The sequence below is a fragment of the Halobacillus salinus genome (assembly GCF_004684905.1).
Classification (GTDB): domain Bacteria; phylum Bacillota; class Bacilli; order Bacillales; family Halobacillaceae; genus Halobacillus; species Halobacillus salinus.
Genome location: NZ_SRJC01000001.1, coordinates 275,492 through 290,021 on the forward strand (window position 1 = coordinate 275,492; position 14,530 = coordinate 290,021).

Genomic DNA, 14,530 nt, shown 5'->3' on the forward strand with positions numbered 1-14,530 from the left:
ATCAACAATCACTCTGGTACCCAGATGCGGTAATGTTGCTATGCGTAGGCGTTCCATGGACGCTAAAAGGAGGGATGAGGAATGAAATATGTGTGGGGAATGTTTATCTTGATGGCGATGATGGTCGTGGTTACATTGACAAGTGAGTTCATCTTTGACGGCGAGTATTCAGCGATTGCCAGTTGGGCTGTCGTCATGTTGTTTTTCTTCGGTTCTATATTTTTTGCGAATGCGCGGTATTATCTACCACGTGAAAAGTGATGGTGCCAGTACCCTTAGAGGAGGAGCCTGATGAAAGTACAGAACAGAATACCGGAAACGGATGAACGACTGGATAGAAGTCTTTTGGAAGATGGGTGGTCCCCGATGAGAGAGCCAAAGAGTGTGATGACCGCTACCTTCTTCTCCATTCCGCTTATGTTATTGAACCTGATCATAACCATAGGCGTGATCCAGGCTTTTTCCCCCTTCACGCTTGAGGAGTTCGGATTTTCTAATGATTCAATCCAAATCACCCTCAACTTGCTGGTATTCCTATGAGTGCTGTTGCTTATCGTAATACATGAATTGCTGCACCTGGTGTTCGTGCCGAATTTTATCAAGTCGGATAAGACGTATATCGGTCTTACGTATTTCGGGGGTTATGTACTGACGGAAGAGTCGATTGCTAAATCAAGGTACCTTCTCGTAACGGTCGCTCCGTTTGTCATTCTTTCGATTTTGTTGCCTATCACATTAGGGCTGTTGGGGATTCTGACCCCTCTGTTAAAAGTTTTGATCCTCATCAATGCTATGGCATCATCCGTTGATATCTTGAACCTGATTCTGTTACTGACTCAAGTACCGAAGGCGGCTGTTTTGAAGAATAATGGAACGAAAACATATTGGAAGCTTAAACCGTAATAGACACGTTGAACAGGAAGGGAGGGCGATTTTATAAAAGTAGTGATTGGAGCTGGAGAACATTCGAATAATCCAGGATGGTTGGAAACACAGGAGTCCGAGTTGGATTTATTGAAAGCAGATGACTGGAAGCGGAAGTTTGATGAGAACTCCATCGATGCTTTGCTAGCAGAACATGTATGGGAGCACCTGACTTATGATGAAGGGGTGGAGGCAGCTTCAAACTGCTTTACCTATTTGAAACCAGGCGGCTATATCCGCTGTGCGGTTCCGGATGGCTACTTCCCGGATGAAGACTACCAGGCGGGAGTCCAAGTCGGAGGTCCAGGTCCAGCCTGTCACCCTGCTGCGAGTCATAAGATTGTACATAACTATAAGACGCTCTGTTCCATGTTCGAAGCGGCCGGATTCGACGTGCATTTGCTCGAGTATTGCACAGAAGATGGCGAGTTCGTCTATAACGACTGGGACGAAGAGCAAGGATATATTTATCGTTCAAAGCGGTTTGATCATCGCAATGCAAATGGAGAATTAGGCTTTGTTTCCCTGATTGTCGACGCGGTCAAGCAAGTTTAGCAGAGAAGAGAGGATTTCAATGGATTACATACAAAAGTTACGCTCAATGGTAGGCAAAGAGAAAGTGATCATGGTCGTTTCAGGAGCATTCATTTTCGATGAAGCCAACCATGTCCTTATGCAAAAGCGCTCCGACAACGGCCAGTGGGGATTTCCCGGTGGATTCATGGAACTGGGAGAGAGCCTTGAAGATACCGCTAAGAGAGAGGTGTTAGAGGAGACGGGGATTGAAATGCAAGAGCTGGAGTTGTTCGGCATATACTCAGGTCCCGAGTACGACAAAACGTTTCCGAACGGCGATGAAGCGGCGCTGGTCCTTGTATCGTTTATCTGCAAGCGATACAAAGGGGAACTGGTGGAAAGCAACGAAGAATCGGTTCAGAACGCATTCTTCCCGTTAGATGAGCTTCCGGTACCGATCTTCGATGATCACGAAATGCTGGTGAAGGACCTTTTATCAAAAAAACAGATTCCGATTGTCGGGTAATGAGATGGTGTGGAAAGGGGTATAGCAATGAAACTAGTAGGCGGTTACTTGTTGGGAGTCTTGCTTTATTTTATAGCTTCTTCCCTATTCAGGGACCACGTGGCTTGGACGGGTTTGTTTGAATTCCTGCTTGTATCTATTTTCGTCTTTCCTTTCCTCTATTTCATCATTCAAGGCAGACATTCATCAGATTAGACAGGCTGTATGGTAGTGGGAGGAGGATACTATGGATAAAGAAAAATTATTTAAAACGATTGCGATTACGAGTTTAGTCGTCTGTCTGGCGGTGTGGATTCCGAATATCATTTTTCAAGTCGCCAGTCCACTTTGGATGGCAACTTTCATCATAGCACCGATCGGCATAACTTTTTCTATCTTGATCAAAAAGTACTGGTTGGTCGTATCGAACGTCATAATGTTGTTCAGCTTTTTCCTATTCATGTTCGCTGGATATCTCGTCAACTTCCTGACGGATGGTAAACCATGAAGCGTTGGGGGAAGTATGTGTTTATCTTTCTATGGATGTTTCTATTTAGCTATCTAAGCAGTGTGTGGGAGATACCTAGAAATATGACGTACATTATTGTCGGGTTTCCGCTTCTGCTAGGTGGCGCATTATTCATAGATTATCTATGGGGGAAACTAGTCGATAAAAAGGGAGAGGTGGTGAAGGAATGACGAAATGCGACTGCTGCCATAGATCGTTCCACTGGGGAGAGTTATTTAATAATATCCTTTCTTATGGATCGACCCATTGCAAATCGTGTGGTTGTGAACATAAAATCACTTTTCCGTCTAGAATAGCAGTAACTTCAATGACAGTGGTTCCGTTCATGGTATTTGGGCTCTTCTTGACCCCTTTCAAAAGCAACGGTCTTACGATTGCGGTTGGTCTATTGATTTATGTGCTAGGGCTTATGCTCACACCATTCGTAGCGAACTATAAACAGGCAAGCGAACAGAACGTATGATATAGTAATAGCAACACAATAAAAGGATAGGTGAAGTAGTCCGACATAGAAGAAGTTTGCTGTACATGAACTTTTCTATGATTGGGAACGAGTGAAGAATCAATTCCAGCATTTCGAATAAGAGCATCTTAGTATGCTTATTTCGTATGCCGATTGATTTTTACTCTACGGGCTATTTTCTCTTTGGAACCGCAGGGTAACTCTCTGCGGTTTTTTGTGTTCCATTTTAATAAGGAGATGATGGTTGTGAAAAGGTATTTTCTTCAAGTTGGCGAGATCGATGTGCATGTAACGGATTGGGGAAGAGTGGATAAGCCGATCATTTTTTGTTTGCACGGATTGGGCAGTACGAGTCTCAGTTTCATTGAAATAGCGGAAGCACTGGAGAATGATTATCGGATTATCAGCATCGATGCGCCCGGCCATGGGAAGACAGCTGCTTTTCCTCACTCAGAAAAATACGAAATGCCGATTCTGGCAGATTGGTTGGATCGCTTGATAAAGGTGTTGGAAATCGATAACTTCTATTTCTTATCGCATTCGTGGGGGAGCTTCGTATCGCTTTTTTATCTAAACCGATATGCAGAAAAAGTGCTCGGCGCTATCCTGATCGACGGAGGATACCAAACGAAGCGACGGTCTGGAGTGTCGATGGAAGAGGAAGCGGCCTTTCAGGAAAAGGACTTTGAAGAGCACGTGGACACTTGGGACGAGTTCCTCGATGTCGCTGTTTTCGGTGAATCGAGAAGAACCCCATCGCTTCTGACTGCCGCAAGGGATCTAGCATTAATTAAGAACGGGAAATACTACTGGCATGCGAGAGGAGTGACAGGTGGCAACATCATAAGGGCGATGCACAAGGATGAAACGGATGATATCTATGAAGAGCTTCCTCGGTCTTTGGATATGGTGCTTCTACGAGCTACGTTGCCTGAATCCAGGGAAGCGGATAGAAGTTTGAATGCACGTATTTTTGAGCGGAGGACGGGTGTGGAGGTGAAGGTCGTGCCCGGCGTGTCGCATATGTTGCACGGGGATGATCCGGAGGTTGTAATCAGGGAGATAAAGGAGAGGTGGTAAGGTGATTTAACTAAAGACAGGCCACCAGAATGGCAGCCTGTCATAAAGAATTTTTCTTAGAGTTCTTCTCCATTAGATTCAATTACATTCTTGTACCAATAGAAAGATTTTTTTCTACTTCGCTCTAATGAGCCGCTTCCGTCATCATGCTTATCAACATAAATGTAGCCATATCGTTTCGACATTTCACCAGTAGAAGCACTGACCAAATCGATGCATCCCCAGCTTGTGTAACCCATCATCTCGACACCGTCTTCATCGATTGCACTTCGCATTGCTTTGATGTGTTCGCGTAAATAGTCAATACGATAGTCATCGTTGATGGATCCGTCTTCTTCCATTTCATCATAAGCACCGAGTCCATTTTCTACGACGAAGAGAGGGACTTGGTAGCGCTCGTAAAGCTTATTCAGCGATATGCGGAGTCCGGTCGGATCAATTTCCCATCCCCAGTCACTAGCCTCTAGGAAGGGATTCTTTACTCCAGACATGATATTGCCTTTTACTTGGTCGTCTGCCGTTTTCTGTTTTTTCTCTGTGCGGGACATATAGTAGCTGAAAGCGATGTAGTCGACGGTATTCTCTTTCAACAGTTCCAGGTCTCCGTCTTGGATGTCGAGCTCTATATCATGTTTCTCAAAGTAACGTTTCATGAAAGGAGAGTATTCACCTCTCACTTGGACATCCGCACAGTAGTAGTTGAATAGTCGCTCTTCCTGCAATGCATGCAACTGGTTTTCGGGATTGCTGTCGTAAGCATAGACCGGTGCGAAGATGATCATGCAGCCAATCTTTGCATCAGGAATGATTTCATGACACGCCTTGACGGCAAGGCTGCTTGCTACGAACTGGTGATGGAACGCTTGGAAAGTCGGTTGATACTTGTCTTCTTCCTTTTGAATGGAGAAGCCGAGACCCATGATCGGCATCATCAGTCCGCTATTGATTTCATTGAAGGTCATCCAGTACTTTACTTTGTCTTTATAGCGGTTGAAGATCGCGTGAACATACCGTTCAAAAAAGGTGATAACCTCGCGACTTCTCCAACCACCGTAATGTTTTACAAGATTAAGCGGCATCTCGTAGTGGGAGATGGTTACGACAGGTTCAATCCCATGTTTGTTCAGCTCATCAAACACTCGGTCATAGAAGGCGAGGCCCTCCTCGTTCGGCTCTTCTTCATCGCCGTTTGGAAAAATGCGCGTCCAAGCGATCGACAGGCGGAAGGATTTGAAACCCATTTCCGCAAATAGTGCGATATCTTCCTTATATTTATGATAGAAGTCGATTCCTTCGTGGTTCGGGTACGAGTATTGATCTTTGTCGATTTCGAAATCGAAGCCAGGCTCAGATAAGATGTTCAACCTTTGCTTTCCTCCCGGAAGAACGTCCGCAATATTCAGTCCTTTATTTCCTTCGTGGAATCCACCTTCCATCTGGTTGGCTGCGGTTGCGCCGCCCCATAAGAAGTTTTGTGGGAATCTTGTTTTTGTTTTGGTTGTCATAGTGTCGTCCTCCAATAGATTTGATTTTAAGAGCGGGGGTAGAGCCCCGCTCCGATTATTCAGGCTTGCATCAACATATCTCCAGCTTGCAGCTTCGTTTGGTTCGTCGTCATCAGTTCTAACGGTACTTGATTGGTGACGACAACGGGAGTAGTGACGGCATACCCATCGTTCTTGATGGCATCAATATCGAACTCGATGAGCAGCTGACCTTGTTCGACCACATCTCCTTGGTGGACATGGTTGGTGAAATGTTTTCCATTCAATTGAACCGTATCCATTCCGATATGAATCAGAAGCTCAGCCCCATCATCGGTCAGTAGGCCGATGGCGTGATTTGTAGGAAATAACGCAGAAACTTTTCCGGATACGGGAGCGTAAAGCTTTCCTTCTGTTGGTTCGATGGCAACACCGCTTCCGAGCGCTCCGGAGGCGAATGCTCCGTCACTGATCTCTTCGAGCGGAATGACCTCCCCTTTAAGAGGGCTTGCGATGACAAGGTTTTCTTCAACTTTCACATTTGTCTTTCCAGCATCGACAGGTTTTCTTTCTGTCGTTTCGTCTTTCTTCTCTTCACGATTGACCCCACCGAACAGGTAGGTCAGCACGAATCCGAGAATGAAGGCAACGACGATGGATACGATCGATCCCCAAAAGGCGAAGTTCAACCCTTCTGTAGGGCTGATATATGATGGGATTCCAAATATGCCTAGTCCTCCGATAATAAAGCCTTCGGTACCGAACGCTCCAAGGATTGCTCCACCGATTCCTGCAGCGATACAACTGATGATGAAAGGTCGTTTAAGTGGTAACGTGACCCCGTAAATGGCAGGTTCTGTTACCCCGAATACACCAGATATAAATGCAGGAATGCTCAAGGTTTTCAGCTTTTGCTTTCTTGTTTTCAACCAAACACCTAGAACGGCTCCGGTTTGTGCGAAGGATGCTGCGAACATCATTGCGAGAATCGGATCTGATCCATTAACGGTTATATTGTTGATGGCGACAGGGACAAGACCCCAGTGAAGGCCGAATATAACGAAGACTTGCCATAAAGCTCCTAAGAAGATTCCTGCAATGATTGGGCTAAGACTGAAGATACCAACAGAAGCTGCGCCGATAATTTGACCGGCCCATGTCGCAATCGGACCGATGATCAGGAACGTGAGTGGCACGACGATTAACAAGGTACAGAATGGGACAAGAAACATCTTCACGACATCCGGAATGATTCGCTTCATTACCGCTTCAACTTTAGAGCTGAAAAAAGCAGCCAAGATAATCGGAATGACCGAAGTCGAATACGTCATCAAGATGATTGGAATCCCGAGGAATGTAATATGGATCGGTGATTCAAACAATGTCCCTGAGAATAATGTATAGAGTGGCTCTGTTGCTGTCACATCTGACAAAGTCGGATAGACAAGCGCAGCCCCGATGGCCATCCCGATGAACGGGGTGCCTCCGAATTTCTTACTGGCTGTATAGCCTAAGAAAATCGGGAAGAAGTAAAACAGCGAGTCCCCTGTAGCGTTTAGAATCTGATAAGTACCGGACGTTTCTTCTAGTAGTCCAAGGGAGAGAAAGAGTGCATTGAAACCTTTGATCATCCCGGTTGCAGCTAAAACTCCAAGTACAGGAGTGAAAATGCTTGAAATGATATCGATGAATCGGTTGAAGAGACTCCCTTTTTCTTCCGTCTCTTCGACCTGTGAGTGGTTCTGGAATCCCCCAACTTCGACCACCGCTTGATAGACATCCGGGACATGATTCCCGATGACTACCTGATATTGACCGCCACTTTCCATGACTGTGACAACCTCGTCCATCTCTTTCAATGCTTCTGTATTGGCTTTTGTTTTGTCTTTCAATTTGAAACGTAGGCGGGTGATACAATGAACAACACTTGAGACATTTTCTTTTCCACCGACATGGGCTATGGTGTCTTTGGCTAATTGCTCATATTTCATAGTGAACCCCTGCTTTCGAATTGGATTTTTTGCAAATAAAAAACCTGAACTAATGTGAACGCGCACAGATGGCGCTTTCAATCAGCTCAGGTTATGCCCAAATTTGGTAACATTCCTTCGAAGGTTTATTAAGTTAATTTAAAATTACCATGGTCTTATTTCTTTGTCAACGCTTACATTCAGAATTTTATAAATAATTTCAAGTGAGTTGATGACGGTTAGTGACACGATGAATGTGGACCGTCAAATAGACTTGCTCATCCTTCGATATCTTCCATTTGTAACTTCGATCCAAGTAAGTCGCGATCTTCTCTGAAGCTTGGAACGCCCCCGCATACTTCTCTTTGATTTGATTAAAGAGGAACTCATCTGTCGAGTCCTCGAGCTTTTCCCCACGAATGAACCGGATTGCGAAAAAGCGCAGGTGGGTGAGAAATCTTTCGTAGTTTAACGAACTCTCATCCAACTCCATCTGGAAGTGGTATTTCACGATATTCAATATTGTATTCACCATTTCTGTCACTTTGACAGCATCAGCCATATTTTCGCTCGATAGCTGACTGTTGACGAAGTGAAGGGCAATCGATGCTGCTTCATCTTCACCTAGAGCAATATCTGTCTCCTCTTCTATTAGTTCTAATGCTTTCAAAGCAATCTGGAATTCATTCTTATAGTATTTGCGTATTTCCCAAGTCAACGGATTCTTCAAATCTAGTCCTTGTTTGTGACGACTGATGGCAAAACTCAAGTGGTCGGTCAACGCAACATAGAGGTGTTCGTCCAGTTTGTAGGGAAGATGGGATTGAGCATATTCGATAATCATAGATGAAATATTCAAGTATTGCTCAGGAGTATCCCTCAAAAGCTGGGCTAATTTCTCTGAGACGCCGTGTTTCTCTAATACGAACGTTTTCTCTATTTTGGATGAATCCACTTCTTCTCCGACTTTTTTCTTAAACGCAAGTCCTCGCCCCATCACCACCATCTCCTGATTATCGGAATTGTGCGTGATGACAACATTGTTATTGAGTATTTTACAGATCTCCAATTTGCGCTCCCTCCTAAAGTCCCTATATGAAAAGAAAAAAACCCGAATTTATATAAGAATAACACACCGCAAGAGTTGTCATTCTCCTATAAATTCAGGTTTTGCCTGCCGAACAGTAACAATCCGTCTGATTATTATTTTGTAAACGTTTTCTTTATTTTAGCCATACATATGATTCATGTCAATAGGCGGGTTTTGTAGAAAGGAAAGGGGACAGTGTCCCTGTCCCCCAATAATTATCAATTCCATTATTTAAATAAAAAGAATATTATGTTAAAATTATCCATTAATTAATGAAGTCCGGGGAATAAATCCCGAAAGAGTGGTTCAGACTGCATCTCCATTGCCTAACACAACATAATCACTATCCAAATACATAACGTGAGAGGTGTAGTCATGTTCCACTATTTATGGAAGAGCTGGAAGCAGCACAAAGAGCGTCTCATCCTGATGCTGATCGGCATGCTAGTTATCAGTGGTGGACTAAGTTACCTTTTCGGATTGTCGAAAGCGCAGGATCTGACCGTCACTGAAGAGCTTCAGAAGCGTTGGAAGTCGAGCTATGATATCGTCGTCCGGCCGCCCGGCAGTCAGTCGATGACCGAAGAGGACGAGTTGCTCGAGCCGAACTTTTTGAACGGTATCCATGGCGGGATCACACTGGATCAATACGAACAAATCAAATCCGTGGCAGACGTCGAGACGGCGGCTCCGGTTGCTGTTATTGGGTACTCGAATATGAATATCATGCTCGATGAGTTTGAACTGGAGGAACCCGGAATCTATAAGATTTCTTCAAAGGAATCGACCGAGCAGGGGGACCAATCGATCGGGATCAATTCCTATGAGCATTATTTTTCGGTAGGGTGGACCGGCGGTATGTCGAACCTCGAGTCAAATGAGAAGTACGGCTTTTATAATACGCCGTCGACGTATGTCCGGCAGAGCATCGAACCTTTGATCGTCGGCATTGATCCGGAGCAAGAGGCGCGTCTTGTCGGCTTAGATGAGGCGATTGTTGAAGGGGACTATCTGGATGCCCTTTCGGAATATGAAGGAAGCAGGCAAGATGTGGATGCCGTTTTGCCAGTCTTGTTACGGAATGATACGAGTGAACAGAACACCTTCACGCACAAACTCGAGAAGCTGGACTTACCGTTTGAATCAGACGCGGAAATCGAGGAGACGTTGAAGCAACTTGAAGAGAATGGCAAGCAGGAGCTTCTTGCAGAGACGAAGGGTAACACCGTAGAGAGGTGGGATGCAGAGTCTCGTGACTTGTACCAGGCGTTGAAAGAAAGCATTGTGAACGACCGCTATTTTGAGCAGGACCAGACCGATCCGGAGTCGCTTCCGATGGCGGTCGGTGGAGGATTCATCAACTATTTCCCTGCCTCCTTAAGCTATGAAAAAGTGGAGAGTCCTTATCCAGAAAGGTGGCCTTTTGCGTATGGTATAGAGCCTACGGAGGCAACGACGTTCGACGGCGAATCTACGAACGCTCTTCGTGATATCGAGTACCTTGGCAGTGAACGGATCAAGCGTCTTGCCTATCAATCTGTCGGTACCTATGACCCTGCCCTGCTGCAGGTGTCGAAAGATCCGCTGAACAATCTGCCGCTCGAAACGTATCGCCTTCCAACGGCGGACCTCGTGTTGGGAGAAGACGGTGAACCGCTTAACCCTGTGCCGGAGGTGAAGACGACAGGGGAACCGGACTCGTTTCTGACTCCAGCCCCGACTGTATTGACGACGCTCGAAGCGGCTGCTCAATTGTCTGATGGCGCCCCGATCTCCGCCATCAGAGTCAAAGTGGAAGGAATCGAAACGCTCAGTACGGAGAGTCAGGAAGTACTGGACCAAGTCGCATCTGACATCGAATCTGAGACTGGCCTTATTACTGATATCACGCTTGGTTCTTCTCCTCAACCGACTGTCGTCCATGTACCAGGTGCAGGCGAAATGGAAGAGCTGGGTTGGGTCGAACAGCCTTGGATCAAGCTCGGAACCGCGATTAATATTTTCAACGAAACGAAGCTCGGCTTCTCAGGCGTCGTCATCGGCTTGGTAGCGGTGGGCATTATATATGTGCTCTCGACCAACCTGATCCTCAGCCTCAGAAGAAGGAAAGAGTTCGCTATTCTGCTCTCGCTTGGCTGGAGGGTAAAGGACCTATTGAAGATGGTCGTGGTGGAAGCCGCCTTGATGAGCCTTGCTGTAATCGGTATCTCTTTTCTGACATTGTTTCTCTTTTTCGTCCGGGACGGTGTAGCGTTTGATGCCGCCTCCTTTATCCAGATTGCGGTCTTTGCTATCGTCATTTACCTGATCGGCGCATTGTGGCCGGCTTATTTCATTAGGAAGATCAAGCCATACGAAGCGATACGAATCGGAGAAATCGCAACGAAATCGAGTCGCATCGTCCAAGTCAAAGGACTAATCACGATGGCATTCGGACACTTTTTCAGCAAAATTAAACGGAACTTGCTCTCGGTTCTTGCAATCGCGATACCGACCGTGCTGCTCAGCTTCTTCATCTTCGTTACGTTCCGCATGCAAGGCGTGTTGTACACGACGATGCTCGGACAATACATTTCCGTGGAAATATCGTCGATTCACTACATCTCAATGGGCGTCGCTGCAGTGTTGTCGATCCTTACAACGATGGAATTGATCTGGCAGAACGTCACCGACCGTAAGGAGGAGATCACCTTACTACGGTCGCTTGGATGGAAAAATAGATATACGAGGCTGATGGTGTATTGGGAAGGAGCATTTGTCGGTTTGCTGGCTGCCATAATCGGTCTCGGCGGCGCTTTCGCTCTGATCTGGGGGCTATATCAGCAATTCCCTGTCGACTATATCGGAACCATCACGCTAACAGGACTGATTCCTGTCCTGATGGGCATCATCGGGTCGTTGATCCCGGGCGAAATCGCGGTAAGAATGAAATTGAACGGAATGAAATAAAGGGGGAGTTCCATGCAATCCATAACATGTGAGAACCTGACGAAAAGCTTCAAAGGCGATGGCGTCGAAACCTTCGCATTGCAAAATATTCACGTGACCTTTCAGCAATCCGATTTCACGGCCATGATCGGTCCTTCTGGAAGCGGGAAGTCGACGCTGCTCAGCATCATCGGCACCCTCGATGAACCGTCGAACGGGAAGGTGCTTTACGGGGGAGAACATTCTCCAAGGAAATCGAATGCCGTAGCCAACTTCCGTTTCGAACATATCGGGTTCATTTTCCAACAGTACCACTTGCTCCCGACACTGACCGCCTTGGAAAATGTCCTTTCCCCGGTCATGACGAGAAAAGTGGACTATGACAAGACAGCGAGGGCCAAAGAGCTCCTCGACCGCGTCGGCTTAGCCGAAAAAGCAGGATCGCTTCCTTCTCAGCTTTCCGGTGGCCAGCAACAGCGCGTTGCCATCGCAAGAGCGCTCATCCAAGAGCCGGACTGGCTGCTTGCGGATGAACCGACCGGTAACCTCGATTCTGAAACAGGAGAGATGGTCTTCCAACTTCTCCAGGAAATCCACCGCGAGAAAGGGTGCGGCGTCCTCTTCGTCACCCATGACGAGACCTTGGCGGAGCGCGCTGATCAAGTCGTTCGGATGGTGGACGGTAAAATCGTATCGGAATAGAATACAGACCGCCGTTTTGGCGGTCTGTTTTTATGAATTGATGGATATCCGATAATTTTAGTCGATTAGCACGTCACTCAGTCCGGCATATCGATATAAACCTTCTCCATATTCTCGGTTTCAAGGTCGACGATCCAGTATTCGAGGTCTTGCTCGCGACTTTTTCCGAACTGAGAATCTCGTGTGAACAAAATCCGGTTACTCTTATGGAAGAACGTCGGGTCTCCGGCGAAATCGGAAACATCTGTCACTTGTTCGACATCCGAACCATCGCGGTTCATGACGAAAATGTTGTATAGATACGTGCTGTTGTTCATCGAGCCAACGTCTGAAAAAGCAATTCGTTCCTGATCCGGTGACAGGGCAGGCTGCGATAAGGCGGGGCCGTGCTCTGCTTCCGACTCGTAACTGTCTTCGAGTACCACCGGCGTCTGTTCGTTCGTCTCCAAGTCCGCAAACATCAGTTGATCATCGAAAGCAAAAGGTTCACTGTTATTTTTATAGAAGATTTTCTGACCGGAAAGTACCTCGAAGGAACCGAAGGAGAAGTCCACCTCATGATCGATGCGCTCACCCTTACCAGTAGCGAGGTTCACTTTGTGGAATTCGAACTGCTTCACGATACCGTCCCGGTACATCGTGTAGTAAATCCACTCCCCGTCAGGAGAAAAATCTGCTTCCAACACGGTATGCTGGGCTCCAGTCAGAGCTCGTGCTGATCCATTCTCGAATACCATCAGTTGAACACGGGCAGTTTCTTGGACGTCTTCCACTAATTCCTTTTTCAAAAATGTGAACGACGTCCCGTTGGGTGCAAATACGGGTTCTTCATAGGAGTAACCTTCTTCTGGTTCTAATAGCAACTCCGCTTCGCCACCGTCCATTGCCTTCATATAGAGCGAAGACTGTTCATGCTTCGTATATGGGAAAATCAGAGTTTGATCATCATCAGACAGCGTAGGGGAAAAGCCGAGACCGGAATAGCCTGTCGGTCCAGCAGCCATTTGCCCTGTGCTTGCAAGCAGTATATAAACCAAGATCACGCCTCCGACAAACCAGAGACTTTTCTTATTGATTCGTTTCATACGTCCACCTCCCGAATAGTTACTGAAGCAGCCAAGGTGTCAACGTAATCGCTGTAAACAGAACGATCACGATCAGCCCGGGGATCATTGCAGCGACCGGTTTCCGTGCGGTCCACTTCATTTGATACTTGTAGAAAAGAAGCCAGATGACGACGACACCGACCGGAATCAAGACGAGCCAGTTGAGTCCGATCATTGCCATGAATCCATAGATGAAAAAGATGGCGGTACCACAAATCATTACTCCTGCGAGAAGGTTGACGACGTTGCTCACCTTTTTCAAACGGCGGGTTTTCCGATCACTCGTCTCCTCTATGGTGTGGTAGTAGGAATTACGGATGATAAATACGAGACAAGTAAGGATGAGAATCGCTAGATACGTGCTAAAGATGTATGTCTGAGGCTCTGGAAACTGGATGACGGCGAAATAGCTGATTCCAATCCATCCGCCAGTCAGGAAAACGAGCGCGTTGACCGACCAATAAAATCTTCCAAGCAGGGAAATGTTCATCGCGACCAAAGTGACAAGTGTACCGAATGCGAACTGGATCGCGAGCCAGCCAAGCGATGGTTCATTGAATGTGTTTAGAAAAAGGAAGTGCATGAAGATACCGAGTGCAATCGATGCGAGGCCGATGACATACAATAGTCCGCGTTGATACGGATACATCGTCTCCTGCAATCCATTGCCGACTAAGCCGGCATCGCCGAACTCTTCAATCGCTTTTTTCTCAGCGTTCTTGGGAGAATGACCGTCTTCCTCGTGCTGCTGCTTCAAAGCAGACAAGTGTGCGAGGAATTCTTCTTTCATTTCCTCCCGTTCTGCTGGATCACTTTGCACCTGGTTCAGGATTTTATCGACGTGCTTTTCCAATCGATTCATGAGCCTTCCTCCGATGTTTTCATAATGAGATCATGGACGCTTTTCCATTCGCCTAATTTCTGAACAAGCCTGACGTTCCCTTCTTCTGTGATCCGGTAGTACTTGCGGCGTCCGCTAGACGTATCCGACCAATAGGAAGTGAGCCATTCTTTCTTTTCCAGCCGTTTGAGGGCGGGGTATAGTGTTCCTTCGCTCATGTTGTACAAGTCATCGCTCTGTTCTTTAAGCCGTTTGACGATCTCATACCCGTACATGTCCTGCTTCGAGAGCAATCCGAGCATAAGAATATCGATACTGCCTTTCATGATTTCCCGGTCCATCGCTTATCCTACTCCTTTAATATTTATGGAATTAAATCAATTTTATGGAAG

The 14,530-nt window shown here is 46.4% G+C and carries 17 protein-coding genes; 11 read left to right on the top strand and 6 right to left on the bottom strand.

Annotated elements, in window-relative coordinates; genetic code table 11:
* Positions 1–81: 81 nt before the first annotated feature.
* From E4663_RS01640 to E4663_RS01670, 9 genes are all read left to right on the top strand, one after another.
* Entirely contained in the window at positions 82–261 is a 180-nt protein-coding gene (locus E4663_RS01640) for a hypothetical protein (RefSeq protein ID WP_135326447.1), read from the top strand.
* 30 nt (positions 262–291) lie between these two features.
* Positions 292–540 carry a hypothetical protein gene (locus E4663_RS20305; RefSeq protein WP_338323604.1) on the top strand — a complete coding sequence of 83 codons (249 nt, stop codon included), beginning with the start codon at positions 292–294 and terminating at the stop codon, positions 538–540.
* 6 nt (positions 541–546) lie between these two features.
* Positions 547–903 (top strand): DUF3267 domain-containing protein, encoded by a 357-nt coding sequence (locus E4663_RS20310; protein ID WP_338323605.1) that lies wholly within the window; start codon positions 547–549, stop codon positions 901–903.
* A 33-nt stretch (positions 904–936) separates the two neighbouring features.
* Positions 937–1,479 (top strand): class I SAM-dependent methyltransferase, encoded by a 543-nt coding sequence (locus E4663_RS01650; protein ID WP_135326448.1) that lies wholly within the window; start codon positions 937–939, stop codon positions 1,477–1,479.
* A gap of 19 nt (positions 1,480–1,498) precedes the next feature.
* Complete coding sequence (locus tag E4663_RS01655) at positions 1,499–1,966, top strand: NUDIX hydrolase (protein ID WP_135326449.1); 468 nt, start codon at positions 1,499–1,501, stop codon at positions 1,964–1,966.
* Positions 1,967–1,993: 27 nt separating this feature from the next.
* Positions 1,994–2,161, top strand: coding sequence for a hypothetical protein (locus E4663_RS19680; protein ID WP_158290397.1), 168 nt, complete (start codon positions 1,994–1,996; stop codon positions 2,159–2,161).
* Between the two features lie 31 nt (positions 2,162–2,192).
* Entirely contained in the window at positions 2,193–2,453 is a 261-nt protein-coding gene (locus tag E4663_RS01660) for a hypothetical protein (RefSeq protein WP_135326450.1), read from the top strand.
* A gap of 187 nt (positions 2,454–2,640) precedes the next feature.
* Positions 2,641–2,937, top strand: coding sequence for a TIGR04104 family putative zinc finger protein (locus tag E4663_RS01665; protein ID WP_135326451.1), 297 nt, complete (start codon positions 2,641–2,643; stop codon positions 2,935–2,937).
* Positions 2,938–3,183: 246 nt separating this feature from the next.
* The gene (locus tag E4663_RS01670) at positions 3,184–4,017 is read left to right on the top strand and encodes an alpha/beta fold hydrolase (RefSeq protein WP_135326452.1); all 834 of its coding nucleotides are present in this window, start codon (positions 3,184–3,186) and stop codon (positions 4,015–4,017) included.
* 56 nt (positions 4,018–4,073) lie between these two features.
* On the opposite strand, the gene E4663_RS01675 is transcribed toward E4663_RS01670, so the two are convergent.
* The 3 genes from E4663_RS01675 to licT all read right to left on the bottom strand — a co-directional run bounded on the left by E4663_RS01675 (position 4,074) and on the right by licT (position 8,540).
* Complete coding sequence (locus tag E4663_RS01675) at positions 4,074–5,522, bottom strand: glycoside hydrolase family 1 protein (protein ID WP_135326453.1); 1,449 nt, start codon at positions 5,520–5,522, stop codon at positions 4,074–4,076.
* Positions 5,523–5,581: 59 nt separating this feature from the next.
* Positions 5,582–7,492, bottom strand: a complete 1,911-nt coding sequence (locus E4663_RS01680) for a beta-glucoside-specific PTS transporter subunit IIABC (RefSeq protein ID WP_135326454.1) — start codon at positions 7,490–7,492, stop codon at positions 5,582–5,584.
* Positions 7,493–7,691: 199 nt separating this feature from the next.
* The gene (gene licT / locus E4663_RS01685) at positions 7,692–8,540 is read right to left on the bottom strand and encodes a BglG family transcription antiterminator LicT (RefSeq protein WP_135326455.1); all 849 of its coding nucleotides are present in this window, start codon (positions 8,538–8,540) and stop codon (positions 7,692–7,694) included.
* Between the two features lie 396 nt (positions 8,541–8,936).
* Between licT and E4663_RS01690 the strand changes: the two genes are divergently transcribed.
* Positions 8,937–11,510: an ABC transporter permease gene (locus tag E4663_RS01690; RefSeq protein WP_135326456.1), complete on the top strand. Its 2,574-nt coding sequence runs from the start codon at positions 8,937–8,939 to the stop codon at positions 11,508–11,510.
* Between the two features lie 12 nt (positions 11,511–11,522).
* Positions 11,523–12,191, top strand: coding sequence for an ABC transporter ATP-binding protein (locus E4663_RS01695; RefSeq protein WP_135326457.1), 669 nt, complete (start codon positions 11,523–11,525; stop codon positions 12,189–12,191).
* A 77-nt stretch (positions 12,192–12,268) separates the two neighbouring features.
* On the opposite strand, the gene E4663_RS01700 is transcribed toward E4663_RS01695, so the two are convergent.
* The 3 genes from E4663_RS01700 to E4663_RS01710 are packed head-to-tail and all read right to left on the bottom strand — an operon-like array spanning position 12,269 to position 14,479.
* Positions 12,269–13,276 carry a TolB family protein gene (locus tag E4663_RS01700; protein ID WP_135326458.1) on the bottom strand — a complete coding sequence of 336 codons (1,008 nt, stop codon included), beginning with the start codon at positions 13,274–13,276 and terminating at the stop codon, positions 12,269–12,271.
* 19 nt (positions 13,277–13,295) lie between these two features.
* Positions 13,296–14,159, bottom strand: a complete 864-nt coding sequence (locus E4663_RS01705; protein WP_135326459.1) for a permease prefix domain 1-containing protein — start codon at positions 14,157–14,159, stop codon at positions 13,296–13,298.
* Positions 14,156–14,479 carry a PadR family transcriptional regulator gene (locus E4663_RS01710; protein ID WP_135326460.1) on the bottom strand — a complete coding sequence of 108 codons (324 nt, stop codon included), beginning with the start codon at positions 14,477–14,479 and terminating at the stop codon, positions 14,156–14,158. The genes E4663_RS01705 and E4663_RS01710 overlap by 4 nt, the downstream gene beginning before the upstream one ends.
* Between the last annotated feature and the right edge of the window lie 51 nt (positions 14,480–14,530).

Bases quoted from the DNA above. Each gene is read 5' to 3' on its own strand.
- E4663_RS01675 (WP_135326453.1), bottom strand. From the start codon at position 5,522: ATGACAACCAAAACAAAAACAAGATTCCCACAAAACTTCTTATGGGGC.
- E4663_RS01660 (WP_135326450.1), top strand. From the start codon at position 2,193: ATGGATAAAGAAAAATTATTTAAAACGATTGCGATTACGAGTTTAGTC.
- E4663_RS01705 (WP_135326459.1), bottom strand. From the start codon at position 14,159: ATGAATCGATTGGAAAAGCACGTCGATAAAATCCTGAACCAGGTGCAA.
- E4663_RS01665 (WP_135326451.1), top strand. From the start codon at position 2,641: ATGACGAAATGCGACTGCTGCCATAGATCGTTCCACTGGGGAGAGTTA.
- E4663_RS01690 (WP_135326456.1), top strand. From the start codon at position 8,937: ATGTTCCACTATTTATGGAAGAGCTGGAAGCAGCACAAAGAGCGTCTC.
- E4663_RS01680 (WP_135326454.1), bottom strand. From the start codon at position 7,492: ATGAAATATGAGCAATTAGCCAAAGACACCATAGCCCATGTCGGTGGA.
- E4663_RS19680 (WP_158290397.1), top strand. From the start codon at position 1,994: ATGAAACTAGTAGGCGGTTACTTGTTGGGAGTCTTGCTTTATTTTATA.
- E4663_RS01695 (WP_135326457.1), top strand. From the start codon at position 11,523: ATGCAATCCATAACATGTGAGAACCTGACGAAAAGCTTCAAAGGCGAT.
- E4663_RS20305 (WP_338323604.1), top strand. From the start codon at position 292: ATGAAAGTACAGAACAGAATACCGGAAACGGATGAACGACTGGATAGA.
- E4663_RS01710 (WP_135326460.1), bottom strand. From the start codon at position 14,479: ATGGACCGGGAAATCATGAAAGGCAGTATCGATATTCTTATGCTCGGA.
- E4663_RS01640 (WP_135326447.1), top strand. From the start codon at position 82: ATGAAATATGTGTGGGGAATGTTTATCTTGATGGCGATGATGGTCGTG.
- E4663_RS01655 (WP_135326449.1), top strand. From the start codon at position 1,499: ATGGATTACATACAAAAGTTACGCTCAATGGTAGGCAAAGAGAAAGTG.
- E4663_RS01700 (WP_135326458.1), bottom strand. From the start codon at position 13,276: ATGAAACGAATCAATAAGAAAAGTCTCTGGTTTGTCGGAGGCGTGATC.